Origin of the sequence: Nocardia amamiensis, from assembly GCF_015477605.1 — a bacterium.
GTDB lineage: Bacteria > Actinomycetota > Actinomycetes > Mycobacteriales > Mycobacteriaceae > Nocardia > Nocardia amamiensis_A.
This window is the reverse complement of sequence record NZ_JADLQX010000001.1, coordinates 304,842-330,940: the sequence shown is the minus strand read 5'-3', so window position 1 is coordinate 330,940 and position 26,099 is coordinate 304,842. Positions and strand designations below refer to the sequence as shown.

Sequence of the window (26,099 nt, the reverse complement as noted above, 5' to 3'; positions counted from 1 at the left end):
TATACGTAGATGTATACGTACACGCAAGGCAGCGGTACGCATCTTCTGATCCGCCGTTGAACCATCCGGCGGCCCAGCCCGTATCACTCGTGTACGCAGCCGAATGTTCGTCAGCGGAAGGGAATGCCGATGCGAGTCGTGGACTACTTGGTGCAAGCGGTTTCGGCGCTGGGCGTGCGGCACATCTTCGGTGTGGACGGCGCCAACATCGAGGACTTGTACGACGCGATCTTCGACGCATCGGATGACGTCACGGGCGTGATCGCCAAACACGAGTTCTCCGCGGCCACCATGGCCGACGGCTACGCCCGCAACACCGGCGGATTCGGCGTCGTCGCGGCGACCTCCGGCGGCGGTGCGATGAATCTCGTTGCCGGACTTGCCGAATCGTTCGCGTCCCGGGTTCCGGTGCTCGCGTTGGTCGGGCAGCCACCGACGTCGCTGGAAGGCAACGGCGCCTTCCAGGACACCAGCGGACGGGCGGGCGCCATCGACGCCGTCCGCCTGTTCGGCGCGGTCAGCACCTATTGCGCGCGCGTGGAGACCGGCGCCGACCTGCCCGATCAGGTGGCCAGGGCGGTCGGCGCCGCCCGGCGCGGCGGGCCCGCGGTACTGCTGCTGCCCAAAGACGTGCAGCAGGCCGACCTGGGCGACGCCGCGGCGTTCGGCTTGTCCCCCAGAACGCATCGATCCGACGGGGCCGCGGCAGCCCGCGTGCTCGACGCGCTCGCCCGGGCCAGGCACACCGGCAAGATCGTGATCATCGCCGGTGACCAGGTCGCCCGCGACGACGCGCGCGACGAGCTGGCTCGCCTGGCCGCCGCGCTGGACGCCGCCGTCGGCGTCGCGCCGGACGCGAAGGACACCTACGACAATGCCGACCCGGCGTTCTGCGGCGTAGCCGGCACCATGGGTCATCCGGAGCTGGCCGCGGCCATCCGGTCCTCGGCCCTGTGCCTGCTGGTCGGCACCCGGCTGCCGGTCACCACCCGCGCCGGCCTGGAGCCTTTGCTCGGCGAATGCACGGTGGCGAGTGTCGGCGTCGCCCCGCCGTACTTCCCGGCCATCCATGCGACCAGCACCGATCTGTCGCGTACCCTCGCCGATCTGGCTGCCGAATTCTCCAACGGCGCAGCGGAATCCGAACGCACCAGCGCGGCGCAACCGCCGACCCCGCTGCGCGTGCCCGACTCCTCCGGCCCCGGCCTGCGCTATCGGGACCTGGTGGAGACGATCGAGGCCGCACTGCCGGAGGGCACCGACGTGTTCGCGGACGCGGGCAACACCGGCGCCGCGGTGGTGCATCATCTCCGAGTCCCGCGCGGCGGGCGGTTCGTCGTCGCACTCGGCATGGGCGGGATGGGCTACGCGTTCGGCGCGGGGATCGGCTCCGCGTTCGCGCGGCACGCCACGGCGGATGGCACGCGGCGCACGGTGGTCGTCGCGGGTGACGGCGCGTTCTTCATGCACGGCTTGGAACTGCACACCGCGATAGAGCATGCCCTGCCGGTCACTTTCATCGTGCTGAACAACAACGCGCACGCCATGTGTGTGACCAGGGAGCAGCTGTACTACCAGGATCGGTACAGCTTCAACCGATTCCGTCCCGCATACCTCGGCGCGGGCGTCGCGGCCATGTTCCCCGAGCTGCCCACGTTCTCGGCGCACACCGTCGGCGAACTCGGCCGCGCGCTGCGGTACTGCCTGGAAACCGAAGGGCCGTCGTTCCTTTCGATCGAATGCGACCCCGACGAGATTCCCCCCTTCCTGCCCTTCCTGACCACCATCGAGCAATCCAGCAACCCCTGATGAACGAGGCTCGCCAGCTCGCGCCGGCGCACGCCGAGAGGAGTACACCGTGACGACAAGTTCCCTGCCCGCGCTCAGCGACATCAAGGACGTCCCGCCGGGCGTGCTGCGCATCGAGAACTCCGACAAGGACGCGACCACTCCGATCATCATGGACATGCTCCGATCGGTGTACCCGCACGACCAGATCTACGGCGATTACTGCCCGGTGCAGGCCTACATCGACGCACCGCCGCGCGAGGTGTACGAATACCTCGCCGACACCAGGTCGCTGGAGGAGTGGACCTACAGCCTGCGCGGGTTCGTCGAGACCGAGGAACCCGGACTGTGGCTGGCCTACGACCGGCTCGGCTCCGAAACCAAGATCTTCACCCGCACCGTCGCGCATCCCGAGGCGATGACCGTCGACTACCACTGCGCGTGGGACCAGGGACAGCACCTCTGGATGATCTACCTGCTGCGCGTGGTCGACGCGCAAGTGGTGTTCAACAAGCCGGGTTCGGTCGTGCTGTGGGTGAATTGCAAGCACCCGTTCTATGACGAGAATCCCTACCCCGAGACCGCACCGCCGCAGCGGCCGGTCTGGGTCGGCGACTTCTGGGAGATGTTCTCGGCTGGTCATCAGCTGGAGATGGACAACCTCAAGGCGATCTGCGAGTACCGGGCGGCGCACGGCCTGCCCATCAAGCCCGACTGGATGAAGTGAGACGCTCGTGAGCAACCCCCTACACCACGACACCTCGGGTCTGCCGCCGGTCAGCCTCGTCGACGTGTCCAGCTATCTGCCCGGCGAGCCGGTCGGCACCGAATACTTCACCCAGTTCGCGCGCTCGGACCGGATGGCGAAGAACGTCATGTTCCGCGCGCCCAAGGGCCGCCACCATGTGGCACGCGACGAGACCGCGGTGGACATGGTCGAGCGGGCGGTGGCGCCGCTGATCGAGCGCCACGGCGAGGATGCCATCGCCGACGTCGACGTGCTGATCACCCATACCCAGCTGCCGGACAACCCGGTGCTCGGCTGCGGTCCCGAAGTGGCGCGACGGCTCGGCATCCGCCCGTCGTTCGTCTACGACGTGCACAACGGCGGTTGCGCGGCATTCGTGCACATGATGGCGATGGCTCGCATGGTGCTGCAGACCACCAACGCCCGCACCGCGCTGATCGCGGCGACACAGAATTGCGCCGGGCCGGTGTTCACCCAGAGCGAGATCCGCAAGCTGGCCCAGGCGCCGGTTCCCGGCGACGGCTGCGGTGTCGGGCTGCTCCGTAAGGACGACAGCGCGCCGATTCTCGACATCGAATGCCGCACCTATCCCGAATTCGCCGGAGACATGGACTTTTCCACGAATGGCGACCGCAAGTACTGGGAGCCGGGCGAGGGGCAGGGCTGCGTCAGCTTCACCGAATCCAAGGTCACCAAGGTGTTCGCGCGCGGCAACCGCCTGGTCCCCGAGGTGGCGCTCGCGGTATGCGATCGGATCGGCGTGAAGGGTAAGGAGGTCGACGCCTTCGTCACCAACCAGCCGAACCGTCTGTTCCTGCGCAACTGGCACGACGCGCTGGAGCTCCCACCGGAGCGGCATCCCGACACCTTCGACTCCTGCGGCAATCTGTTCGCCGCCGGTATCCCGGTGACCCTGGACGCGGAGAACCGGGCGGGCCGGCTGGCCAACGGATCACTGGTGCTGATGGCGGCGTTCGCGCACGCTGGCGACTTCGCGGGCGCGGCCGCCGTCCGCTGGGGCGCGGCGCGATGAACGCGCGCATCGCCCACCGACCTTTCCGACGTCATCGCTCCGCACGGTCGGGAGGCGCGCGATGACCGTTCGCATCGCCGACGAGACCCGGCCACCGCGGCAGCACGTTTCATCGAGGATGCCGCCGCGATTCGACCTGAGCCTGAGCGAGAATCCGTACCCACCGCTGCCCTCGGTACTGCGGGCCGTGCACGTGACGCTCGCCCAGGCGAATCGGTACCCCGAATTCCTGCCGCGGCGACTGCCCATGCTGATCGCACAGCACGTGGGTGTGCGGGCGGATCAGGTGGTGGTCGGATCGGGCGCTACCGGGGTGGCGATGCAGATCATGCAGTCGCTGATCGCGCCGGGAGCGGAAATCGTTTATGGTGCGCCGACTTTCGACGGATACCCGATCATGTGCGAGATGACCGGCGTGACAGGCGTGCCGGTGCCGCTCGACAAGACGGGCAATCAGGATCTACGGGCAATGCTACGGGTCATCGACAAGCGGACCGCACTGGTCGTACTGTGCCGCCCGCACAACCCGACCGGGACGGTGATCCCGGCAGATGAACTGAAGGCGTTCCTGTCCAGCGTGCCCGCCGGCGTGCCGGTACTTCTGGACGAGGCATATGTGGAATTCCTGGGTGCCGGGGAGTTCGCAGACCCGGTCGCGCTGATCGCGAAACATCCCAATCTCCTGGTGCTGCGCACCTTTTCGAAAGCATACGGCCTGGCCGGGCTGCGCATCGGTTATGCCTTCGGCGGAACCGAGCTGATCGATCGGGTTCGCAAGCTGCAACTGCCCTTCGGGGTGAGCGCGGCGGCGGTGGCCGCGGTCACCGCCTCGTATGCCGCCGAACCAGAACTCACCACCCGAATTCTCCGCATCACCGAAGCGCGAGACGCACTCCGCGCCGCGCTCCTGACCAGCGGCATCGCGGTCCCGGAAAGCCACGCCAACTTCCTCTATCTCCCCGGCCCCGGCATCGTCACGGCCCTACGCCGCGCGGGCATCGCCGCCAAGTCCTATCCCGACGGCAGCGCCCGCATCGCCGTCGGCGACCCAGCCGCCGACAACGCCGTCCGGCAGGCCCTGACCGCTACTCCGCGCGCGTCTCTGCACGACGTCTGAGTTCCCACACAGCCAGGATCCGTGGCCGGTTCACTTCAGATGATGAAAGGCGCGGCCGTTGCTGCGGCGTGGAACGACGGGTGCTTCGATCGACCGATGAGGTGGCGCGCATTCCAGCCGAACCCGGCGCCCGCGCAGGGGACCGCGAGCCGGGTGCTGTTTCGGTTCACGCTGGGGCGGCGGACGTTCATTCTGCGCCAGACGCTCATCGAGCCCGGCGGCACCAGCGGCTGGCACTATCACGACGGCACGCTGTTCGTCCTGGTCGCCCGGGGCGCCCTGGACCATCCTGGAGCGGATTGCGCGCCGGTGACCTACCGCCGCTGGCGGCTCTTCCGGGAGCCGAGTGGACCGCGCTTCCCGCATGTGGCGCGCAATTCAGGGCCGGTCCCGGTACTGCTGTGCGTGCTTTACGTCACCCCGGCGGACAGCCCGCTGTCGCGCAGCGTCACGCCACCAGCGTGTGCGGAATAGATAGGTCGGCGTTCCGCGCCGGCCCTTTGTTCGGTCGCCAGCCCGGGTGCGCCGATCAGCCGGCGGGCTGGCAGGCGTCGCGTAGCGAGCACGCGCCGCAGGAGCTGCCGCAGCCGCCGACCTCGACGGGCGGGGCGATGGCGTCGGCGGCCTTGGCGGCGGCGGTGGCGCCCGCACCGAGGGTGAACAGCGCGACGGCGGCGGTACCGGCCGCGACGACGAGCGCCGCGAAACCGCTGGCAGCCAGCCCGACGAGGCCACCGGCGAACAAGAGCGCCCCGGCCGCGATCGATGTGGGCGCGGCGACACGATTGGCGACGCGGAACGTCTCATCGCTCGACAGCGCGGCCTCGGTATGCACCCCGAAGAAACGGTTACGGGGCAAACGGCCGGTCAGCCCGAGTGCGCCGGTTGCGATGGCCACCACAGCCGGCACGAACAGGACGAGAGCGACGACGAACACCCATGCAGGCTAGCGCATCGGTGCCGACCGGCCGCCGACGGGCCGTGCGCAGGCGACGCGGCCGGAAGTCCAGGCCAGCCCGATTTTCGGTCCTGCCGACCACACGTTCTACCCTGATAGGCGAAGTTCGACGGGGATCGGCGACCACAAGAAGGCAGGACCGTGCAGGACACACGTGCAACCGAAAGCGATGTACCAGAGCACCGGTACAACGCGGAGCTTGCCGGGCGCATCGAACGCCGGTGGCAGCAGGCGTGGGACGAGCGCGGGACCTTTCATGCGCCGAATCCGGTCGGCCCGCTGGCCGGCCGCACCCCGGACGACAAGCTGTTCATCCAGGACATGTTCCCGTACCCGTCGGGCGCGGGCCTGCACGTCGGGCATCCGCTCGGCTACATCGCCACGGACGTCTTCGCGCGCTATCACCGGATGCACGGCCGCAACGTGCTGCACGCGCTGGGCTACGACGCGTTCGGCCTGCCCGCCGAGCAGTACGCGGTGCAGACCGGCGCGCATCCCCGGGTGACCACCGAATCGAACATCGCCACCATGCAGCGGCAGCTGGACCGGCTCGGTCTCGGCCACGACCGGCGCCGCAGCTTCGCGACCACCGATCCGGAGTACTACCGCTGGACCCAGTGGATCTTCCTGCGGATCTACAACGCCTGGTACGACGTGGAACTGGACCGGGCCCGCCCGATCGCCGAGCTGGAGGCGGAATTCGCCTCCGGCGCGCGGGCCGTGCCGGACGGCGGGTCCTGGAACACGATGTCGCCCGCCGATCGCGGCGCGCTGCTGGATTCGTATCGGCTGGTGTACCAGACCGATTCGGTGGTCAACTGGTGTCCCGGCCTGGGCACCGTGCTGGCCAACGAAGAAGTCACCGCCGACGGCCGCAGCGAGCGCGGCAACTTCCCGGTGTTCCGCAAGCGGCTGCGGCAGTGGATGATGCGCATCACCGCCTATTCCGATCGACTGGTCGACGACCTGGACCGGTTGGAATGGCCGGAGAACGTGAAAACCATGCAGCGCAACTGGATCGGACGATCCCGCGGCGCCCAGGTGAAGTTCGACGCCGACGGCGAACAGATCGAGGTCTTCACCACCCGACCGGACACCCTGTTCGGCGCCACGTACGTGGTGCTGGCACCCGAACACGAGCTGGTCGACAAGCTCACCGCGGCCGCGTGGCCGGAGAGCACCGACCCCCGCTGGACCAATGACGGCGCCGCGACACCGGCCGACGCCGTCGCGGCCTACCGCAAGTCGATCGCGGCGAAGTCGGATCTGGAGCGCCAGGAGAACAAGGAGAAGACCGGCGTCTTCCTGGGCAACTACGCGATCAACCCGGCCAATGGCAAGGCCGTGCCGATCTTCATCGCCGACTACGTGCTGAGCAGCTACGGCACCGGCGCGATCATGGCGGTCCCAGGGCACGATCATCGCGACTGGGAGTTCGCCTCCGTTCTCGGGCTGCCGATCATCGAGGTCATCAGCGGCGGCGACCTCTCCACGGGCGCCCACGCGGGCGAAGGCGTGCTGGTGAACTCCGACTACCTCGACGGCATGTCCGTCGAGGAGGCCAAGGCGGCGATGATCGCCCGGCTGGAGGCCGACGGCCACGGCAAGGGCACCATCCAGTACAAGTTGCGCGACTGGCTGTTCGCCCGCCAACGCTACTGGGGCGAGCCGTTCCCGATCGTCTACGACGAGCAGGACGCGCCGCACGCGCTGCCGGAATCCATGCTGCCGGTGCGGCTTCCGGAGCTGGACGATTTCGCCCCGGTGACCTTCGACCCGGATGACGCGGATTCCGAACCGTCCCCGCCGCTGGCCAAGGCGACCGACTGGGTGGAGGTCGAACTGGACCTGGGCGACGGGCCCAAGCGGTACCGCCGCGACACCAACGTCATGCCACAGTGGGCGGGCAGTTCCTGGTACGAGCTCCGCTACGCCGACCCGGCGAACGCCGAGACGTTCTGCGCCAAGGAGAACGAGGCGTACTGGCTCGGCCCGCGTCCCGCCGAACACGGCGAGAACGACCCGGGCGGCGTCGATCTTTACGTCGGCGGCGTCGAGCACGCGGTGCTGCACCTGCTGTATGCCCGGTTCTGGCAGAAGGTGCTGTACGACCTGGGTGACGTGTCGGCGAGCGAACCGTACCGGCGGCTGTTCAACCAGGGTTACATCCAGGCGCACGCCTACACCGACGCGCGTGGCGCCTACGTGCCCGCCGCCGAGATCGTCGAGCGGGACGGCAAGTTCTTCTGGACCGACGCCACCGGAACCGAGATCGAGGTGTTCCAGGAGTACGGCAAGATCGGGAAGTCGTTGAAGAACGCCATCTCCCCCGACGACATGTGCGATCTGTACGGCGCGGACACCTTCCGGTTCTACGAGATGGCGATGGGTCCGCTGGACACCTCGCGGCCGTGGGCGACCAAGGACGTCGTCGGCGCGCACCGGTTCCTGCAACGGGTGTGGCGCTTGGTGGTGAACGAGGAGACCGGCGCGCTGCGGGTCAGCGACGCCGCGCCGACCGACGAGACGCTGCGCCTGCTGCACAAGACGATCGCGGGTGTGGACGAGGATTTCGCCGCCCTGCGCGACAATACGGCGGGCGCCAAGCTGATCGAGCTGACCAACCATCTGACCAAGAGCTACCCGGGCGGCGCGCCACGGTCGGTGGTGGAGCCTATGGTGCTGATGCTGGCTCCGCTCGCCCCGCACATCGCCGAGGAGCTGTGGGAACGGCTGGGGCACGCCGTATCCCTGGCCCACGGCCCCTTCCCGGTCGCCGATCCCGCGCTGCTGGTGGAGGAGTCGGTGGAGTACCCGATTCAGGTGAACGGCAAGGTACGCAGCAGGATTCAGGTAGCCGCGGACGCCGACAACGCGACGATCGAGGCGGCCGCGCTGGCCGACGAGAAGATCACCGAGTTGCTCAATGGAGCAACGCCGCGCAAGCTGATCGTGGTGCCGGGGCGTTTGGTGAACATCGTCGCCTGAGTTGCCGGATGATCAACGCGGCGGGAGCAGGACATCGCCGAGCGTGACCAGGGACAGGCGATCAGTACGGCCGCAGCACGATCTCGGTGGGATGCGCGTCCCGCGGGGTGTCGATGGCGGCGCGCACCGCGTACGCCACCGTCTCCGGTGTGAGGAACTCCTCAGGCCGGTACTCGCGGCCCTCCCCCGCGATGATCTCGCGCTGCATGTCGGTATCGATGCGACCCGGATGAATCGACGTCACGCGCAGATCGGGTTCTTCCAGCCGCAGGGCGTCGCCGAACGCGCGCAGCCCGAACTTGCTCGCGGCGTACGAGGCCCAGCCCGCGTTCGCCCGCAGCCCGGCGCCCGAGTTGATCAACACCACATGTCCGTTGCCCGCCCGCAGCGCGGGAAGCAGCAACCTGGTCAGCTCCGCAACGGCGATCAGGTTGGCTTCCAGGGTGTTTCGCCATTGCTGGACCGTTGAGTCCGCGACGGTACCCAAGTCGGCGATACCGGCGTTGTGCACCAGCACATTCAGCCGCTGAATCGGCGCGGTCGCCGCGGCGACCGCGGGATAATCGGTCAAGTCGACCGGCCAGCCCGTGGCGGCGGGCAGCTCCGCCAGAATGCCGCGCAGCGAATCCGCCGATCGGGCGCCGAGCAGCAGGTCATGCGTCGGTGCGAGTTCGCGGGCGATGGCTGCGCCGAGCCCACGGCTGGCGCCGGTGATCAACGCGGTCGGTTCGGCGGTCGCGGCGGAGGTCATGGGCCCCACCGTAACCGGCGGTGGAAGGAAGGCGTAAAAACCCGTAGCACTGGATGAAGGACTAGCGACGCAGGCATAAGTCGACTGACAATTCTCGAGCAGCGATCACGGGATGGGGCATTCGAGATTGAGAACCGCCGAAGACGAGCCGGCCGCGGGCCGATGGGACGGGGCCGAAACGGACACCGCTGAGCGGGCATATCTGCGGGTGACATCGCAGAATAGGGGGATGGCACACCCGGGCTTCACCCCAACCCAGCTCGCGGCCCGCGCTGCCTACCTGCTGCGCGGGAACGACCTGGGCACGATGACCACCGCGGCGCCACGGCTGTACCCCCACATGTGGAGCTGGGACGCGGCGTTCGTCGCGGTGGGACTGGCTCCGCTCAGCGTCGAGCGTGCGGTGGTCGAGCTGGACACGCTGCTTTCGGCCCAGTGGAAGAACGGGATGATTCCGCACATCGTCTTCGCCAACGGCGTGGACGGCTACTTTCCCGGCCCGGCCCGCTGGGAGTGCCGCAAGCTGGCCGCGAACGCACCGGACGGCCCGGACACGTCCGGCATCATGCAGCCGCCGGTCCACGCCATCGCCGTGCAGCGGATTCTGGATCATTCGCGCAGGCACGGGCGCAGTACCCGGTCGGTGGCCGAGGAGTTCCTCAACCGGCGGTGGCCGGATCTGGTGCGCTGGCACCGCTGGCTGGCGCATGCCCGCGATCCGAAGGAGACCGGCCGGATCACGCTGTATCACGGCTGGGAGTCCGGGATGGACAACTCGCCGCGGTGGGACCGCGCCTACGAGAACGTGGTCCCCGGCGACCTGCCGCCGTACCGCCGCGAGGACGTGCTGGTGATCTCCGATCCGAGCCAGCGTCCGACCGACCGCGAGTACGACCGCTATCTATGGCTGGTCGAGCAGATGCGCCGCGCCGGCTACGACGACTACCAGCTCGCCTCGTCCATGAGCTTCGCCGTCGAGGACGTGTTCGTCACCGGCATCTTCTCGCTGGCCTGCGAGGTCCTGGCGAATATCGGCGAGGAGTACAAGCAGCCCAACGCCGACGTGCGCGACCTGTACGCGTGGGCCGACCGCTTTCGCGCGGGCGTCATCGCGACCACCGACGCCCGCACCGGCGCCGCGCGCGACTTCGACGTGCGGTTGCGGCGGTGGATCAACACCGAGACCCTCTCGATGTTCGCACCCCTGCTGTGCGGCGGGTTGCCCCGCGACACCGAGCGCAGCCTGCTGCGACTGTTCGAGGGACCACGCTTCTGCGGGCACCCGGATCTGCGCTACGCGCTGCCGCCGTCGACCTCGCCGGTCTCCAAGGATTTCCGGTCCCGCGAGTATTGGCGCGGACCGGTGTGGCCGGTGATGAGCTGGCTGTTCTCCTGGGTCTTCGCCAGGCGAGGCTGGGCGGAGCGCTCGTTCATGCTGCGCGCCGAGGGTCTGCGCCAGGCCAGCGACGGCGCCTTCGCCGAATACTACGAGCCGTTCACCGGTGAACCGCTCGGCAGCATGCAGCAGTCCTGGACGGCGGCGTCCGTCCTGGATTGGCTCGGATGAGTCGGCAGCTCCTGGCCTCTCCGGGTTTTGCGCCATACCAGTTGGTTGCGCGAGATTCGCGTTTCGCCGACGTCGGCATAGTTAATATTTGGCAACTTTCACACCTGTATCAATAACCACATCAGCCACAGCTGGCTAACGTCGAACGGCATGAAGAGCCCATTGTTGACTTCAGCCCTACGCTGCCTCGGCATTGCGCTATCTCTTGCCATACCAACAGGCATTCACACAGCTACTGGCCAGATAGCGGCCGCCGTGCCGACCGGCCCCGATGTGTCGTCCTGGCAGCACCCCGACGGGCGCATGATCGACTGGCTCGCCGTCAAGCGAGCGGGGCACGACTTCGCCATGGTCAAGGCCACCGAAGGGCTCAGCTACGTCAACCCGTACTTCGTGACCGACAGCCTGCTGATGTTCGCCGCGGGTATGGCGCGCGGAACCTACCATTACGCCCGGCCCGCTTTGCCGCCCGAACCGCAGGCCGCGATGTACGCGACGGTGGCGCTCGGGCAGAACGGTCCACTCGACCTGCCGCCGGTGCTCGATCTCGAGGATTCCGGCGGGCTCGCGCCGCCCGCGCTGATCGACTGGACTCGCCGGTACCTGGCCACCGTGCAAGCCCTCACCGGCCGTGTCCCGATCATCTACACCTATCCCAGCTTCTGGCGCACGGCGATGGCCGACACCGCCGAGTTCACCCGGTACCCGCTGTGGATCGCCGACTATCGCGGCAACCCCCAGCCCGAAGTCCCCGGCGGTTGGCCGACTTGGACGTTCTGGCAGACAACCGACCGCGGCACGATCCCCGGCATCGCGGGCCGCGTCGACCTCAACGTCTACAGCGGCGCCCAAGGCGACCTCGCCCGCTTCGCGAACATGCGTGGCCTCACCGGAAGTGGCTGACCGCACTTCGGGGTGAGTGCGGGAGGTGGAGCCGCTACCCGCCCAGTCGAGTAGCGGCTCCACCTATGGGGAAAGCCGCGGAGGGAACGGCCGTGGTTGCAAGGGGCCGGTCGCGGCTGAGGTGTCACGCGCCGATTCGGCCGCCGTTCTTCTTCCACACTGCCACGACCGAAGGGCGCGGCTGAGCCGTGCCGCCGTCGGGCCAGTGCGAGAGGGGGCTCTCCGGTGTCGCGTCGTCGGCTTCGCCGGGGTGCTGGACGCAGACGATCACCCGCGACTCCGTGACCACCGGGCCGCAGGTCTCCGCGCCGCGCGGGACGGTGAGGAACTGTTTCGTCTGGCCACGATTCGGGCCGTCGAGCACCACGGAGAACAAGCCGTCGTTCGACTTCAGGGCATTGCCGTCGGTGGAGATCCACAGGTTGCCGTACGGGTCGAAGGCGAGGTTGTCCGGGCAGGAGATCGGGCTGACCTTGGACTTGTCGTAACCCGCGAAGTACGTGTCCGCGGCCGCGGGATCACCGCAGACCAGCAGGAGCGACCAGGTGAAGGTGGTGCCGGTGTGGTTGTCGTCGATCTCCAGCACTTGGCCGTTCTTGTTGAGTTTGCGCGGGTTCGCCTCGTCGGGGCCCTGCTTGCCTTCCGCGCCGCGATTGTCGTTGTTGGTCAGCGCGACGTACACCTTGCCGGTGTAGGGGTTGGCCTCGAAGTCCTCCGGGCGGTCCATCTTGGTGGCGCCGACCTTGTCGGCCGCCAGCCGGGTGAAGACCGCGACCTCTTCGGCACTCATGCCCTCGACCAGCGACTTGCCCTTGCCGTCGGCACCGGTTTCGAGCAGCGGAATCCACTGGCCGGTGCCGGTGAACCCCTTGTCCGACGGCTTGGCGCCGGTGCCGTCGATCTTGTCCGGGTGGTCGCCGGTGAGCTTCGCGACGTACAGCGTGCCCGCGTCCAGAATGGTCAGGTTGTGCCGCATGCTGGACGCGCCGGTGCCCGGCTGCACCTTGCGTGAGGACACGAATTTGTACATGTAGTCGAACTTTTCGTCGTCGCCGGTGTAAGAGACGACCTCGCCGTTCTGCGTGACGTAGATGTTGGCGCCCTCGTGCTTGAGCCGCCCCATCGCGGTGTGCTTGATCGGCGTCGAGTTCGGATCCCACGGGTCGATCTCCACCACGTACCCGAACCGGTTGGCCTCGTTGGGTTCCTGCGCCAGGTCGAAGCGCTTGTCCGCGCGCTCCCACTGGTTGGCGGTCTTGCCCGCGACGAGACCGTAGCGCTTCAGCTTGGCGGTGACGGCGGGGTCGGCCACCTTGTCGCCGTTGGCGAAGTAGCCGTTGAAGTTCTCCTCACCGGAAAGCACTGTGCCCCAAGGCGTGAGTCCACCGGCACAGTTGGCGAAGGTACCGAGGACTTTGGTGCCGGTCGGGTCGGCCGAGGTCTTCACCAGATCGCTGCCCGCGGCGGGACCGGTCAGCTTGAACTCGGTGGTCGCGGTGATCCTGCGGTTGTACTTGCCGAAGACCGGAGCCAGCTTGCCCGAACCCGATTCGCCCTTGACCTCGACCACGGTCAAGCCGTGCGCGGCCATGGTTATCGCGATCTGCTCTTCGGTCGGCGCGTCCTTGTTGTAGCCGGGGAACATGTGCGGGCCGGTGGTGTACTCGTGGTTGACCACGAGCAGGTAGCCGTTGGCCTGGCCCTCGATCGGCAGCAGGGCGGCGAAATCGTTGTTGTAGCCGAACTGCTTGGCCTGCGCGGCGGCGGTCTGCTTGTCGAAGTCGAAGGCGGGCGCGTCCGGGAACAGCGGGTCACCCCAGCGGATCACTACGGACTGCTCGTAGCCGTCGGGGATCACGACGGCGTCTTCCTTGTTCGGTGCGACGGCGGTGAAGTCGGTGCCGGTTCCGGGCGGCCCTGCCGGCTTCGTGGATCCCGCCGGGGCCGGTTCGTCGTCGCCGCAGGCCGCGAGCACGCTGCCCGCGCCGACCGCGAGCACCGCGGCCGCACCGCCCTTGATCAGGCCGCGCCGGTTCAGGGAGCTGACGATGTCACCGAAGTAGGTACCGGCAGAGGTGTTGGGCGCCTCGTGGAAGCACGCGTTCGCGCACTTGTACTCACACGTCACGGCGGCGCGCGACGACTGGCCGTCGTGCTTCACGAAAAGGGCGAGTGGCTGAAGACTCACGGTGACTCCTGGGTTTGGCCGACGGGCGCACGGTAGACCATCTGGACCATCCGGAAAAGAAGGCAAAGTGAACAGCCGCCCAATTAGGTAACCCTCAAATTGCCCGGCTATCGCGCAAAGCGAATGCCGCGTCGATTCGATATTCGGAATCGACGCGGCATTCCCACTGGCGGATAGGTGAGGGGGCCACTAGACGTTCACCGGAAGGGCGATGACGACCTCGCTCTCGTTCTCGGGCAGATAGTGCGCTTGTACGACGCGACCCATCTGCACCTGTCCGACATTGCCAGGGGCGAGGAACTTCGTCACCCGGGTGGCGAAGGTCGATCCGTCCGGCCGGGTGACCACCAGACCGAGTTCGACCTCGGAGTAACCGTCGCGGATCGTGCCGGTGACCGACAGCGATTGCACCACCGCCTGGGTGGCGATGCCGCGTTCGGCGATGTCGAGCTTGTGCCGGGTGGTGATGCCCTTGCGGATCAGCGACTCGTTGATCGCGTGCTGCGCGGCGGACGCGTCGCCGGACAGGTCGACCTCCACCTTGTCGGTCCGATCGGGCAGGTAGCGCACCGGCAGCACCACGCCGGGACGCAGCAGGGCCAGCTCGGTGAGCGGCACGATGAGCTTTGCCGACGAGTCGAAGGTCTTGCCGTCCGCGCCCTCGACGCTGAACTCGATGCGGACCTGCGGCTGGTCGTTCACGGTCAGCCCGGTCTCGCGCACCGACTGGACCGTGCCCAGCCCCGTGCGCCCGTCGCGGAACCGGGCGCTGTTGCGGCGGGTGAACCCGGCGGCAACACCTTCATCCGTGAGCGTGAAGACCAGCGGTACCAGCGTGAACGCGAGAATCGGCAGCGCCATCTCGAAGCCGAGCCAGCCCATCCCGGCGGGCTCCCATTCGCTCGTGGGCACGTAGGTCACCGCGTGATAGACGTAGTAGCCGATCGCTGCGGCACCGAGGGCGAGGGCGATGAGGCGGACCTTTTTCATGACATTCCTTCGGGGATGAGGTGTTTCGGGATTCGCCGCCACCCGTCATCCCGGTGCGGAACCGGGATGACGGGTGCGGATCGGGGACATGCGGCGATCAGGCGCCGACGATGGACGAGCAGGCGAAGGTGATGTCGAACTTCGACGTCTTCGGCCCCGCCAGCGGGTTGGTCAGGTCGGGGGCGCCCACACCCTCGCCGGTGACCTTGTAGGTGTTGCCGTCCTTGACCACCTTGGCCGAGCCGCCGGGCATGCCGTTGCCGAACCCGACCGCGTAGGGCAGGCCGTTGTCGCCGCCCTTGCTGCCCGCGATCGCGACCGCCTGCACGGTGTCGGCGTCGGTGATCGTCGCGCTCACCGAGAGGTTGCCGTAGCCGGCGTTGTCGGTGTCGGTCAGCGCGAGCGCCAGCGTGCCGCCCTGCTTGGCGCAGGTGGTGGTGAACTTGGCCTCGAGCGCCTTGCCGTCGACCGACGCGATCGACTTGCCCGCAGGGGCCGCCGGACCCGGCTTCGCCGAGGAAGGGGCGGGCGCGGCGGGCGAGCTGCTCGCGTCATCGCTGCATCCGGTGACGAGCAGCGCGACGGCGGCGGACGCGGCGAGAGCGGCGGAGGCGAAACGGATGGTGTTCATGGTCTGTCCTTGTGGTTCGTGGGCACGGCGCCCGGTTTCGTTTTCTTCGGCCCGCGGTGTGGAGCCGATGAGAGAAAACTAGGAACGCTTCGCGCCCTACCGATCCCAGGTTTCCCGGAGGCGCGGTCCACGGAATATCCATTAACCTGGTCGAATGCGACGACCGCGCGCCATGGTGCTCGACGAGGTGTGGCGCAGGCTCGACGGCGTCGAACCGCTCAGCGGCCCACACGGCGGTCCGCTGCGCCGCACTGTGAAGCTCGTGCTCGACCCGCTGGTGATCCGGCCCGTGCAGCATCCGGTGTGCGCTGGGCCGATTCTGACGGCCGACGGCGCGGTGCTGCTCGAAGCGCGCATCCAGGCCGCGGCCGACGTGCTGCGCGCGACGGCGGCCTGGTTCACGGTGCTCAAACAGGTGCGGCGGGCGCTGCGGATCACCGAGGGGCATCCGCAGGATCTGTACTTTCAGCGCTGCTTCGAGCTGGCGACCACATCCGGCATGCCGGATCCGGCGCGGGGAACTGCCATCGCCGGGGCCGTGCTGCGCGAGATCCACGAGTACACCGCGGGACGCACCACCCAAGCGCTGAAGGAGTACCTGAACGACCACACCACGGGACCGGAGCTGACCGGCCTGCTCGACCTCGCTTGGCGGCGGCGCCCGCTGGCCAACCCGTCCGGCGGCGACCACTCCGCCGAGGTGGACGCCCTGCTGGAAGCCTGCGCCGCCGCACGACTCGGCCGGGACGCGCCCGCGGCGCAGCCCGCGCTGGATCGGCTGATCGGCGGACACGCCGGAACTCACACGGGAATCCGGCTGTGGCAGAACGAATCCGCGCCCTCCGCGCGGGACCTCGGGCTCACCGCGCATCCGGTGCCGCCGCGGCCGGAGATCGGCGCCTCGGCCTCGAAATCGACCCTGGGACTTCCGTTCGATCGCACCGTCTACGAGCGCGTGTTCACCGTCCTGCAGGCGTCCAGCGACCGCGCCGAGCTGCCGCCGATTCCGGAGCTGGTGGACGCCGAGATCGCCAGGAGTTGTGCGCCGTGGGCGCTGTTGGACGAGTCGTTGCGAGTCGCGGCGACGGCGGGGACGACGCTGGCGCTCGGATTGGCGCCGATTGATCAGCGGCACCGGCGAGCAGTGGGTCAACCACGTCTGCGTCTGGCCGAAACCAGCACGACCGCAACGCAATCCACCGCGCACCAGGTGATCAACGGCCGCTGGCAGCGGGAGGCGTATGTGCTGCAGGCCCGTCGGCTGGTGGTGAGCGCCGATACCTCCGAACCGCCGGCCGGGCCGCTGGCCGCCATTGCCGCCGAGCTGACCACACCGTGGCGGCCCTACTTGCGGCGCCTGTGGGTTCGCCTGCACGGCAGGGATGTCCGGGAGTACGCGATATACGACCCGGACGAGCTGTGGGATCTGCTCGACGGCGTGGCGCGTTCGGTCATCCTCGACCATCGCACGCGAGTCAAACGGGCACTCAGTGTGCAAGCGGGCGAGCCGGACGCGACGGAATCGAAGGCGAGCTGATGAGCGAGCGTAGCGAGCGAACAATCAACGCAGCCACGTTCGTGGTCATGACGGAGGCGAGCGCCAGCGAGGCGCAGTCATGAGCACGACCGTACGGATCCGGTATCGCGGCGGACTGTGGATCATCGCGCCCGAAGGCGCGCCCACCGTCGTGGACGGCACGGCCGGAATCGACGTGCTGGTACTCGAAGTGGCGGGTGGACATCTGACCTGGAGCCTGCTCGCCGGGCACGCGACCCCGGCCGCGGTGATCGATGACCGTTTGCTCGCCCAGGAATGGGTCTGGGCGATTTACGGCGAGGAGGTAGCCCTCGCTCTCGACGAATCCGACCAGGACACAAGCGAATACACCGCGCAGCCCGCTTTGCCGGACCTCGCGGCACGCATTTGGCGGCTCGGCTATGCCCGCTGGGCGGCGCGCTGGTGGCCGGCCTCCACCCTGGATGGCATCGCCCCGCTGGACGAGCACCTGCTGGAGGACGAAATCGCCGCGTTGAGCGAGGAATGCGAGCTGATCGTCGACGGAGCGGACGCACTGGACGAGAGACCCAGCGGCGCTGAGACCCTGGGCCGCGCGGAGGACTTCGCGCTGGCCGCGGGACCGGTCGCAACGGTCGCACCCGGCGCCCTGGTCTCGGCCAGGGGCACCGCGGGCTGGGACTGGCGTCGCTGCCCACCGGGCTTGCTCGACGCCTCGGAGCGCGCCGTGTCCTGGGAAGTGATGCGCGACGCGGGCACGACGATCGTGCGGGTCAGCGCGGTCGCCGCGCCGCTGTCGGCGGTGGATGTCCCAGCGCACCTGCATCCTCGTGCCCGCATCCAGGGCGCCGGCGCGGTCGACGTGCCTCTGATTCGCGACGGCGAACTCTGGCAGGCGGAGACAGCCGCACCGGCCGGATCGGAGTCGGGTGTGGCCGTGGAAATCTACGTGCCGGGCGTCGGCGTGGACGAGCCGGAACCGGACGACGTAAACCGTCGCGCCCGGATCCGTGCGCTGGTCATGGCGCGGCTACGCCGCACAATCGATGCGGCGGACAATCCCGTCGAACGCCCATTGCTCGCCGAAATCGCTGCCGCCGCGTCGGATTCGGACTTCTGACATGACCGGCGAGACTCCGGACGACGGTCGCGAACTGCTCGCCGTGGGTGCCGCCGCCTATGCTCGCGGTGACACGGCGGAGGCCAAGCGCCTCTTCGAGGACGCCGCGGACAAGACCACCGGCGACATCCGGCTCGGCGCGATCATCAACGCGGCCAGCATGGCCGACGAACTCGGCGACCACACCGCCTCGCTCGCTCTCTATCGTGCGGCGCTGGCCGAAATGCCCGACCACGCACCGCGATTGCGCCCGAACGCACTGGTCAACATGTCGCAGGCACTACAGCATCTCGGTGCGCTCGACGAGGCGCAACAGGCGCTGGAGCAGGCGCGGGCGTTGCTCGCCGACAACACCGACAGTGACCTCGGCGTGCTCCGCGTGGCCTGCCTGCTGTCGTTGACCGCGGTCGCACTGCACCGCCAGAACTGGGCCTACGCCGCCGAGCTGGCCACCGAATCGCTGGCGGCGGCACGGCGTTTCGCACCGCAACTGGCCGGCCATCCGTTGATGAACCTCGCCGCGACCTACTTCGAGACCGGACGCCGCGATCTGGCCATTGATTTCGCGCAGCAGGCGCTGGCCGCGTTCGCGTCGGTGGACGACCGCAACGCGGTCGCCGAGACCCAACAGAACCTGGCGACCATGCTGGTTCGCGTCGAGCGGTACGACGAAGCGGAGACTCCGCTGCGCTCGAGTCAGGAGTACTTCGAGCGCGCCGGCCTGGGCTATCGAGCCGGGATCGGGCTCAAGACGATGGGGTTCCTCGCCGAGGGCCGCGGCGATCTCGCGAGCGCCCAGGACTGCTATGACCGGGCCTTGGCCTACTTCATCGAGTCCGGCGCCGTGCTGGACGCGGCCGACCTGCGCATCCGGCTGTCCACGGTGGCGTTCAAGACCGGGCGGCCCGCCGAGTGCGAGGAGCTGCTCGCCACGGCGTTCGCGACCTACGCCGAGCGCGGTCTCGGACTGCACTGCGCCCAGCTCGATTTCTGGCATGCGACGCTCCTGGACGACGCGATCGCCGCCACCGAGGCGCCGCCCGCGGAAATGCTCGCGCACGCGATCGGCCTCGCCGTTCCCGCCGCCCTGGCCATCGACGCCGTGCGCTGCACCCTGCCCAACGGCACCCAGCGCGAGCAGTGGAACCGCCAGATCGCCGACCCCGCCATGCGGTTGGCGTTCCGGTTCGCCTACCTGTCCGGCAACGGGCCACTGCTCGCCGATCTCATCGAAACGCAATGCGCGGGAACCACCTTGGCAATCGACCGCTCCGACCGCGACCGTCCTGCGCGGCTGCCGCTCGCATTGTTCGAAGCACCGCCGGAGTTCGACGACCATCCCGGCAGCGCCGCACTGCAGCTGGGCGCCGCACTCGCCGACGTCGCGGCCGGCGCCGGTCTGCCGGTCGCGCCACCGCCGCGCCTCGCGCTGGCCGCGGAAGGCCGGATCGCGCTCGCACCGTTCATCACCGCCGCCGAACAGCGCTACGGCCGGGTGATCCGCGACGATCGGGTACTGACGATATGACGCCGACAGTGGTCGTCCGCATGGCGGACGCGGGAGATGTGTACGTGTCGTGGCGGTGGGTCGGCGACAGTGCCGAGCGTGGCGCGAGCATGCTTCCGGAGGAAGCCGCCATGCGAGCGGTGAGCCTGCTCGCCGACGCGCTGCCACGGCCCGGCGAGCCCGGTGGCCTGGAACGCGCGCTGACCACCGGAGCCTTCGCCGACTATGAGCGCGAATACGCTGTCGCGCAGGAGCTTTCCCGGGCGCTGCTGCCCTACGGCCTGGCGGCTCAGCTCTACGAACTGTGGCAGCGCGGCGTGCGTCCGCATATCCGGCTGCAACCGTCACCGCGCGTCGCGCAGGTGCCGTGGGAGTTGATCGCGCCGGACCGCGACCTCCGGTTGATCGACATCGCGGAGGTCAGCCTGCTCGCCCCGGCGAGCGTTGTGCAGGCGCCAGGGCGCATCGCGCGCGAATGGACGCGGACACGGACGAGTCCGGTCGTCGCGGTGCTGGACCCACGGGTCCCCGGGTTCCGCTCCGATTCGACGCTGGGCTCGGTGCTCGGCCGCATGACGGCCGGCGCCCCACTCGCGCAGCGCATCGCGGACTATGCCAGAAGTGGCAGGTTGCGGCCCGCGGTCGAGGACCCGGTCGAGGTCTTCCGCCGCACCGATGTCGACCGCGCCTGGCTCGGCGCCACCTTGCGCGCGGGGGCGGGCCGCATGATCTATGTCGGGCACGTCACCGCGGCCGCGCCGGAATCCGGCCGCAGTGAGGACGCCGAGCTGCACCTTGCCTGCACGGCCGATGCCGTCGGCTTCGCCGAACCCACCCGGACGCACCGGCCGTTGTCGGCAAAGGATCTGCTGCTGGGCACACACACGATCGACCCGTCTCCCGTCGCCGGGCCGCAACTATGGCCGATCCCGAGCCGGGTGGCGCTGATCGCTTGTGAAAGCGGCGGAGACCTGCGATTCAGCGAAGCGCTCGGCCTGACCACCGCGATGATCAGCGGCGGCGCCGAACTGGTCACCGCGAGCAGGTGGGCGCTGCCGACCGACCTCGCCTTCCAGCGCATCGCGGGCGCGCCGCCTGAAGCCCACCCGCTCCAGCAGGCCATCTGCGCCATCGACGCGGCACACGAACAGCCCGATCCGGTGTCCGCGCTCGCCGATTGGCAGCGCGACCGACTGGCCGCTTGGCGCGACACCGGCGGAATCGAGCACTCGCCGGTGCTCTGGTCGGCGTTCGCGACAGTGTGTGCCAGCAAACTATAGATCATGTTTCCGTAGACCGCTCTACCTGCATCGCGGACGCAAAAGTCGGACGAAAGCGGGTAACCCGTTACTCATGCGCACCTGAATTCGTAGACGGCACCATTTGGAGCCGGAGCCAGCTAGGCTCGGACTCCTTCAGCCACAGCGTGTTCTGACCAGGAGTAGCTACACCATTCGGATGACCGTCTCGACCGGCCACTGAGGAGCCAGCTCATGCGTTACTACGCCGTCTACGACACCGACGGGAACATCGCCACCATCCTCGGACAGCCCGACCACGCCCCTCCGCTGCGTCCCACCGGCCATCACCTCGCCGAATTGGCAGTTCCGGAGGGAGTCATCGAGCCCGTGGACCCGGGCAACCTGATGACGCTGCTCGAAATCGCCGCGAGCAACCGTGGCGAGACATCGGCGCGCCCGAACTGACCGAGCATGATCGGCGATCGTCGCCTTCGCGGACAGGCGGCTGAAGGTCCGCGTTACGCCCGAGTCAGCGCGACCACCGGGATGACACGCGAGGTGTTCATTTCGTGCTCGGCGAAGAACGGGTAGGTGTTCTTGAGCATGGCCCAGGTAACAGCGCGGTCGTCACCGGTGAGCGGGGTGGCCAGCGCGGGATAGGTCTCCTCGCCCACCTCGACGGTGACGTGCGGATTGTTCCGCAGGTTCAGGTACCAGTCCGGGTGCTTCAGAGCGCCGACGTTGGAGCCCACGACCAAGAGGCGGTCGCCGTCGCGGTGGAACATCATCGGGGTGGTGTGCGGGGCGCCGGAGCGGCGACCGGTCGTGGTCAGCAGGACCAAGCGGTCGCGACGCATACCCTCGATGTCGCCGCCCGCACGGAACTGAGCGATCGTTCGACGATTGATTTCCTTGACGTCCATGGTTCACCTCCCTCGGATGTGGTGGACCAGGCTCAGCTTTCCCCCTGGACGCGCGCCGCGTCCGGGAAACGCGCGGATCAGCGTCGCGACCTGTGCGTTCAGCCGCGATGGGCGAGCCGGTGCCGGATCATCACCTGAGGGAACCCGCAGCGCGAATCTCGTGTTCGTCGATCACCAGCCTTACCGGACCGGGGTAAGCGATGGGTCAGTGCTCGTCGAAGTGACCGTCGTGGGCAGCGTGGCGGTGACCGTCGTGGATGTAGTCGACGTGGTCGCCGTGCTGGACGGCCTCGTGGCCGCAGTCGGGACCGTGCCGATGCGGGTGGTCGGTGCACTCGACGTGCCCGGACGGCTCGCATTCGTCGTAGTGACCTTGGTGTTCGCGATGGAGGTGACCGTCGTGGGCGTAGTCGGTGTGATCGCCGTGCTGGAAGGCGGTGTGGCCGCAGTCCGGGCCGTGGACGTGCTCGTGGCCGGTGTGCTGCGCATGCGCTGTGGTCATCGAATTTCCCTCTTTCCTTGATCGGATAGCTGGAATCGTGATGCTCAATACATTAGCAGATGCGCATTAATCAAAATGGCCCTCAGTGTGCTGGCAGGGCGGGCGCTGCTCACAGCACCTGGGAGAGGAACCTCTGCAACCGCGGCGTCTGCGGGTTGTCGAACAGCGCGTCGGGCGAGCCGGTCTCCACGACCTGCCCTCGGTCCATGAAGACCACGCCATCGGATACCGTGCGCGCGAAACCCATCTCGTGCGTCACCACGATCATCGACATGCCGCCGGAGGCGAGGTCGGTCATCAGGGCGAGTACCCCCTTGACCAGCTCCGGGTCCAGCGCCGAGGTGGCCTCGTCGAAGAACATGATCTCCGGCCGCATGGCCAGCGCCCGCGCGATCGCGACCCGCTGCTGTTGGCCGCCGGAGAGGTTGGCGGGCCTGGTGTCTGCCTTCTCCGCCAATCCGACGATCTCCAACTGTTCGATGGCCAGTGCCCTGGCCTCGTCTTTGGACAGGCCGCGCAGCTTACGCGGGCCGAGCGCGACGTTCTCCGCCACAGTCTTGTGCGGAAACAGGTTGAAGTGCTGGAAGACCATGCCGATGCGCTGGCGCAGCCGGTCCGGGTTCTCGGTGAGCACGGACTTGCCGTCCAGCAGCACGTCGCCCTGGTCCGGCTCGTGCAGCCGGTTCAGCACCCGGAGCAGGGTCGATTTGCCGGAGCCGGACGGCCCGATGACGGTGGCGGTCTTGCCCGCGTCGACGTGGATATCGATGCCGCGCAGCACATGGTTGTGCCCCAGCGTCAGATGCAGTCCGGTACCGGTGAGGGAGGCACTCATCTATCCGCGCCCTTCCGTGATCGTTGCGGTCTCGATCGGATCGATCGGCCGGTCGGGACGTCCGGTGCGCATCCGGCGGTCGATGTAGTTCACCAGGTGGGTGAGCGGGACGGTCAGCAGCAGGTAGGCCAGGCCGGCGGCGACCAGCGGCGAGAGGTTCCCGGTCTGCGCGTTGAGGTCGCGACCGACCGCGAACAGCTCGCGCTGGGTGGCGAGCAGACCAAGGAAGTAGATCAGCGAGGAGTCCTTGATCAGCGCGATGAACTGGTTCATCAGCGCGGGCAGCACCCGGCGCACGCCCTGGGGGATAACCACCAGAGTCATCGCCTGCCGGTAGCCGAAGCCGATCGCCCGCGCCGCTTCCAGCTGACCCGCCTCGACCGATTGGATACCGGAGCGGAAGATCTCGCCGATATAGGCCGAGGCCAGCAACGCGAGTGCGACGGCGCCGAGCCAGTACGGGTTGTTGCCGGTGAGAGTGCGCACCACCGGGCCGACGCCGAGGCCGATCAGCAGGATGATCACCACGGCGGGCAGTCCGCGGAAGATGTCGGTGTACACCCGCGCGGGCCAGCGCAGCCAGCGCGTACGGGAAATTCCGGCGACCGCGAGCAGCATGCCCAGCAGGGTGCCCAGCGCACCCGAAACCACCGCGAGGATCAAGGTGTTCGGCAAGCCGGTCCGCAACAGATCGGGAAAGGCCTTGCGATACAACGACCAGTCGAAGAACGTGTCCTTCAATTGCTGCACCGTCGATTTCGGCGCGTTCTGCTCGGTGTCGCCCTGCTGCTCGTCCGCGGCGAGCGCGGCGAAGTCCGGCAGTTGCGGCGTCGGCGCGGCCTTGGAACCCGGCTTCCAGCCCGGCGGCAATTCCCTCGGCACCCACTCGCTGTAGAGCCGGGCATAGGTGCCGTCGGCGATCACCGCGTCCAATCCGCTGTTGAGCGCATCGATCAGCGGCTGGTTGTGCTTGGCGACCGCGTAGCCGACGAAGTTGTCCAGGCTGAAGGTATTCTGCGACACCGAGATACCGTCACCGGGCTGGATCGCTCCTTCGGCCTGGGCGGACGGCGCGACCCACGCGTCCACCTGGCCGGACTTCAGGTTGGCGTAGGCGGTGTTGTAGTCCGGGAACTTCACCGGATTCAGGCGCAGCTGGTTCACCACGAACTCGTCCTGCACCGTGCCCTGCACCACGGCGATCCTGGTGGCGCGGCCGAGATCGGAAAACCCTTTGATGGCACTGCCGTTCGGCACCACCAGGGAGAAGTAGCCGAAATCGTAGCCATTGGTGAAACCGACCAGCTGGCGGCGCGCGTCGGTGGTGGTGATATTCGACGAGCCGACGTCGAAACGGCCGCCGGACACCTGGGCGAGAAGCCCGGCGAACTCGGTGCCGGAGAACTCCACTTGCAGACCGAGCTTGGCGCCGATCGCCTTCAGCAGCTCGTTGTCGAAGCCGGTGAAGGTGCCCTGCCGGTTGACGCAGATGCTCGGCGGCGCGTCCGAGAGCGTGCCGACGCTGAGTTTGCCGGGCGTGATCAGCCCGAGCTTCGAGACGTCGATCGACGTCACCGGCACGGTCGTCGCGGTGGTGTATCGGTCGGTGCCCGCGGTCGCCGAGGAGGCCAGATTGGTGGGCGCGGCGGACGCGGCGGCCAGGCCCGGCGGTGCGCAGAGGTTGCGCTCGGTGGACGTGTCGTCCGACCCGGAACCGCACGCCGTCGCGCTCAGACCGACGGCAAGCAATATCACGGCGATCAGCGCACGAGACCGCACAACGGGCAAAACAGCCATGACGGACAACCCTAGCGGCGGGAATTTGCTATTTCGGAGCTACCCCGAGGGCGCTACGGCGCGAATCCTTGCCCCAGGCGGTGGTCGAGGATTCCGTTCACGCTGATCCGAATGCCGCGCCGGCGCGGATCACCCGGCCGAGCTATCGTGCTCAGGCGATTCCGCTGACGGGTTCCGGATTGACTTCGTCGCGCCACCGAATGGCGGTTTCGAGCTCACCGAGGTCGTAGTCCGGCCCGCTGACGCCGACGGTGAACGTCGTCACGCCCGCGTCCACGAAACTCTGCGCCCTGGCCGCACCCGGCCATTGCACCGAGCGTTCGATGCGCGCCTGGTCGGTGCCGACGGCGGCGCAGTGGTCGGCGAGCACCTGGTTCTTGTGCGCGAGCAGATCCAGGTCGGCGAAGGTGTGCCACATGTCGGCGTACTGGGCGACCAGCCGCAACGTCTTCTTCTCGCCACCGCCGCCGATCAGGATCGGGATGTCGCGGGGTCGGCCGTGGATCGAGCTTGGGCAGCCGGGCGGTGATCCGGGTCAGGTTCTCCTTCAGCAGGGCCAGCCTGCTGCCCGGGGTGCCGAAGTCGTAGCCGTACTGGTCGTAGTCCTTCTGGAACCAGCCGGCGCCGATGCCGAGAATGAGGCGGCCGCCGCTGATGTGGTCGACCGTGCGCGCCATGTCGGCCAGCAGGTCGGGATTGCGGTAGCCGCCGCCGGTGACCAGCGCGCCGATCTCCACCCGCTCGGTCTGCTCGGCGAATGCGCCCAGCATCGTCCAGCACTCGAAGTGCGCGCCGTCCGGGTCCCCGGTGAGCGGGAAGAAATGGTCCCAGTTGAACACGATGTCGACACCCGCGTCCTCGGACCGCAGCACCGCGTCCCGGATCAGCCCGTACTCGGGCGCGTGCTGCGGCTGCAGCTGAACTCCGACACGAACTGGACGACTCATGCGTTCTCCTCGTCGCTCGGGTTGGCTCCCCGATCGAGGCTACCGGCGC

Annotated in this window: 22 protein-coding genes and 1 pseudogene; 13 read left to right on the top strand and 10 right to left on the bottom strand. The window is 68.2% G+C overall.

Translation table 11 applies throughout. The annotated features are described in order from the left end of the window. Positions 1-123 precede the first annotated feature (123 nt). From IU459_RS01500 to IU459_RS01480, 5 genes are all read left to right on the top strand, one after another. Positions 124-1,809, top strand: a complete 1,686-nt coding sequence (locus IU459_RS01500) for a thiamine pyrophosphate-binding protein (RefSeq protein WP_195127591.1) — start codon at positions 124-126, stop codon at positions 1,807-1,809. 49 nt (positions 1,810-1,858) lie between these two features. Next, positions 1,859-2,515: an SRPBCC family protein gene (locus tag IU459_RS01495; RefSeq protein WP_195127590.1), complete on the top strand. Its 657-nt coding sequence runs from the start codon at positions 1,859-1,861 to the stop codon at positions 2,513-2,515. Between the two features lie 40 nt (positions 2,516-2,555). Continuing rightward, positions 2,556-3,569 carry a 3-oxoacyl-ACP synthase III family protein gene (locus IU459_RS01490; RefSeq protein ID WP_195127791.1) on the top strand — a complete coding sequence of 338 codons (1,014 nt, stop codon included), beginning with the start codon at positions 2,556-2,558 and terminating at the stop codon, positions 3,567-3,569. A gap of 118 nt (positions 3,570-3,687) precedes the next feature. Beyond that, on the top strand, positions 3,688-4,686 hold the full coding sequence (locus tag IU459_RS01485; RefSeq protein WP_440446453.1) for an aminotransferase class I/II-fold pyridoxal phosphate-dependent enzyme: 999 nt from the start codon (positions 3,688-3,690) through the stop codon (positions 4,684-4,686). A gap of 96 nt (positions 4,687-4,782) precedes the next feature. Beyond that, entirely contained in the window at positions 4,783-5,160 is a 378-nt protein-coding gene (locus IU459_RS01480; RefSeq protein WP_195127588.1) for a cupin domain-containing protein, read from the top strand. Positions 5,161-5,215: 55 nt separating this feature from the next. On the opposite strand, the gene IU459_RS01475 is transcribed toward IU459_RS01480, so the two are convergent. Beyond that, positions 5,216-5,623, bottom strand: coding sequence for an SdpI family protein (locus IU459_RS01475; protein WP_195127587.1), 408 nt, complete (start codon positions 5,621-5,623; stop codon positions 5,216-5,218). 162 nt (positions 5,624-5,785) lie between these two features. Here IU459_RS01475 and leuS point away from each other — a divergent pair, with 162 nt between their 5' ends. After that, positions 5,786-8,632 (top strand): leucine--tRNA ligase, encoded by a 2,847-nt coding sequence (gene leuS, locus IU459_RS01470; RefSeq protein ID WP_195127586.1) that lies wholly within the window; start codon positions 5,786-5,788, stop codon positions 8,630-8,632. 61 nt (positions 8,633-8,693) lie between these two features. Here leuS and IU459_RS01465 read toward each other — a convergent pair whose 3' ends face one another. Continuing rightward, complete coding sequence (locus IU459_RS01465; protein ID WP_195127585.1) at positions 8,694-9,383, bottom strand: SDR family oxidoreductase; 690 nt, start codon at positions 9,381-9,383, stop codon at positions 8,694-8,696. Positions 9,384-9,612: 229 nt separating this feature from the next. Here IU459_RS01465 and ggh point away from each other — a divergent pair, with 229 nt between their 5' ends. Both ggh and IU459_RS01455 read left to right on the top strand, forming a co-directional pair. Beyond that, positions 9,613-10,950, top strand: a complete 1,338-nt coding sequence (ggh, locus tag IU459_RS01460) for a glucosylglycerate hydrolase (RefSeq protein ID WP_195127584.1) — start codon at positions 9,613-9,615, stop codon at positions 10,948-10,950. Between the two features lie 150 nt (positions 10,951-11,100). Beyond that, positions 11,101-11,853 carry a glycoside hydrolase family 25 protein gene (locus IU459_RS01455; RefSeq protein ID WP_195127583.1) on the top strand — a complete coding sequence of 251 codons (753 nt, stop codon included), beginning with the start codon at positions 11,101-11,103 and terminating at the stop codon, positions 11,851-11,853. 124 nt (positions 11,854-11,977) lie between these two features. Here IU459_RS01455 and IU459_RS01450 read toward each other — a convergent pair whose 3' ends face one another. The 3 genes from IU459_RS01450 to IU459_RS01440 all read right to left on the bottom strand — a co-directional run bounded on the left by IU459_RS01450 (position 11,978) and on the right by IU459_RS01440 (position 15,662). Next, positions 11,978-14,041 carry a PhoX family protein gene (locus tag IU459_RS01450; RefSeq protein WP_195127582.1) on the bottom strand — a complete coding sequence of 688 codons (2,064 nt, stop codon included), beginning with the start codon at positions 14,039-14,041 and terminating at the stop codon, positions 11,978-11,980. A 189-nt stretch (positions 14,042-14,230) separates the two neighbouring features. After that, positions 14,231-15,031, bottom strand: coding sequence for a hypothetical protein (locus tag IU459_RS01445; RefSeq protein ID WP_195127581.1), 801 nt, complete (start codon positions 15,029-15,031; stop codon positions 14,231-14,233). Between the two features lie 97 nt (positions 15,032-15,128). Further along, positions 15,129-15,662 (bottom strand): lipoprotein LpqH, encoded by a 534-nt coding sequence (locus IU459_RS01440; protein ID WP_195127580.1) that lies wholly within the window; start codon positions 15,660-15,662, stop codon positions 15,129-15,131. Between the two features lie 172 nt (positions 15,663-15,834). On the opposite strand from IU459_RS01440, the gene IU459_RS01435 reads away from it, so the two are divergent. The 5 genes from IU459_RS01435 to IU459_RS01415 all read left to right on the top strand — a co-directional run bounded on the left by IU459_RS01435 (position 15,835) and on the right by IU459_RS01415 (position 21,511). Continuing rightward, a complete protein-coding gene (locus IU459_RS01435; protein WP_195127790.1) occupies positions 15,835-17,199 on the top strand; it encodes a hypothetical protein in 1,365 nt (454 codons plus the stop codon). A 79-nt stretch (positions 17,200-17,278) separates the two neighbouring features. Then, on the top strand, positions 17,279-18,298 hold the full coding sequence (locus IU459_RS01430) for a hypothetical protein (protein ID WP_195127579.1): 1,020 nt from the start codon (positions 17,279-17,281) through the stop codon (positions 18,296-18,298). Position 18,299: 1 nt separating this feature from the next. Next, the gene (locus tag IU459_RS01425) at positions 18,300-19,826 is read left to right on the top strand and encodes a tetratricopeptide repeat protein (RefSeq protein WP_195127578.1); all 1,527 of its coding nucleotides are present in this window, start codon (positions 18,300-18,302) and stop codon (positions 19,824-19,826) included. After that, positions 19,823-21,085: a CHAT domain-containing protein gene (locus IU459_RS01420; RefSeq protein ID WP_195127577.1), complete on the top strand. Its 1,263-nt coding sequence runs from the start codon at positions 19,823-19,825 to the stop codon at positions 21,083-21,085. Before IU459_RS01425 ends, IU459_RS01420 begins: the two co-directional genes overlap by 4 nt. Positions 21,086-21,298: 213 nt before the next feature. Next, the gene (locus IU459_RS01415) at positions 21,299-21,511 is read left to right on the top strand and encodes a hypothetical protein (RefSeq protein WP_067477076.1); all 213 of its coding nucleotides are present in this window, start codon (positions 21,299-21,301) and stop codon (positions 21,509-21,511) included. A 53-nt stretch (positions 21,512-21,564) separates the two neighbouring features. Here IU459_RS01415 and IU459_RS01410 read toward each other — a convergent pair whose 3' ends face one another. The 5 genes and pseudogenes from IU459_RS01410 to IU459_RS01390 form a co-directional block, all read right to left on the bottom strand. Then, a complete protein-coding gene (locus tag IU459_RS01410; RefSeq protein WP_195127576.1) occupies positions 21,565-21,969 on the bottom strand; it encodes a nitroreductase family deazaflavin-dependent oxidoreductase in 405 nt (134 codons plus the stop codon). Positions 21,970-22,174: 205 nt separating this feature from the next. After that, on the bottom strand, positions 22,175-22,471 hold the full coding sequence (locus IU459_RS38295) for a hypothetical protein (protein ID WP_228837167.1): 297 nt from the start codon (positions 22,469-22,471) through the stop codon (positions 22,175-22,177). A 109-nt stretch (positions 22,472-22,580) separates the two neighbouring features. Further along, a complete protein-coding gene (locus IU459_RS01400; RefSeq protein WP_195127574.1) occupies positions 22,581-23,306 on the bottom strand; it encodes an amino acid ABC transporter ATP-binding protein in 726 nt (241 codons plus the stop codon). After that, positions 23,307-25,103, bottom strand: coding sequence for an ABC transporter substrate-binding protein/permease (locus IU459_RS01395; RefSeq protein ID WP_195127573.1), 1,797 nt, complete (start codon positions 25,101-25,103; stop codon positions 23,307-23,309). Positions 25,104-25,254: 151 nt separating this feature from the next. Next, a pseudogene (locus tag IU459_RS01390) lies at positions 25,255-26,050 on the bottom strand (LLM class F420-dependent oxidoreductase). Positions 26,051-26,099: the final 49 nt, after the last annotated feature.

Excerpts from the sequence above, each read along its gene's own strand:
- IU459_RS01425 (WP_195127578.1), top strand. The coding sequence starts at position 18,300 with ATGACCGGCGAGACTCCGGACGACGGTCGCGAACTGCTCGCCGTGGGT.
- IU459_RS01420 (WP_195127577.1), top strand. The coding sequence starts at position 19,823 with ATGACGCCGACAGTGGTCGTCCGCATGGCGGACGCGGGAGATGTGTAC.
- IU459_RS01440 (WP_195127580.1), bottom strand. The coding sequence starts at position 15,662 with ATGAACACCATCCGTTTCGCCTCCGCCGCTCTCGCCGCGTCCGCCGCC.
- IU459_RS01395 (WP_195127573.1), bottom strand. The coding sequence starts at position 25,103 with ATGGCTGTTTTGCCCGTTGTGCGGTCTCGTGCGCTGATCGCCGTGATA.
- IU459_RS01400 (WP_195127574.1), bottom strand. The coding sequence starts at position 23,306 with ATGAGTGCCTCCCTCACCGGTACCGGACTGCATCTGACGCTGGGGCAC.
- IU459_RS01480 (WP_195127588.1), top strand. The coding sequence starts at position 4,783 with ATGAGGTGGCGCGCATTCCAGCCGAACCCGGCGCCCGCGCAGGGGACC.
- IU459_RS01500 (WP_195127591.1), top strand. The coding sequence starts at position 124 with ATGCCGATGCGAGTCGTGGACTACTTGGTGCAAGCGGTTTCGGCGCTG.
- IU459_RS01415 (WP_067477076.1), top strand. The coding sequence starts at position 21,299 with ATGCGTTACTACGCCGTCTACGACACCGACGGGAACATCGCCACCATC.
- IU459_RS01430 (WP_195127579.1), top strand. The coding sequence starts at position 17,279 with ATGAGCACGACCGTACGGATCCGGTATCGCGGCGGACTGTGGATCATC.
- IU459_RS01465 (WP_195127585.1), bottom strand. The coding sequence starts at position 9,383 with ATGACCTCCGCCGCGACCGCCGAACCGACCGCGTTGATCACCGGCGCC.
- ggh (WP_195127584.1), top strand. The coding sequence starts at position 9,613 with ATGGCACACCCGGGCTTCACCCCAACCCAGCTCGCGGCCCGCGCTGCC.
- IU459_RS01455 (WP_195127583.1), top strand. The coding sequence starts at position 11,101 with ATGAAGAGCCCATTGTTGACTTCAGCCCTACGCTGCCTCGGCATTGCG.
- IU459_RS01445 (WP_195127581.1), bottom strand. The coding sequence starts at position 15,031 with ATGAAAAAGGTCCGCCTCATCGCCCTCGCCCTCGGTGCCGCAGCGATC.
- IU459_RS01410 (WP_195127576.1), bottom strand. The coding sequence starts at position 21,969 with ATGGACGTCAAGGAAATCAATCGTCGAACGATCGCTCAGTTCCGTGCG.
- IU459_RS01485 (WP_440446453.1), top strand. The coding sequence starts at position 3,688 with ATGCCGCCGCGATTCGACCTGAGCCTGAGCGAGAATCCGTACCCACCG.
- IU459_RS01435 (WP_195127790.1), top strand. The coding sequence starts at position 15,835 with ATGGTGCTCGACGAGGTGTGGCGCAGGCTCGACGGCGTCGAACCGCTC.
- IU459_RS38295 (WP_228837167.1), bottom strand. The coding sequence starts at position 22,471 with ATGACCACAGCGCATGCGCAGCACACCGGCCACGAGCACGTCCACGGC.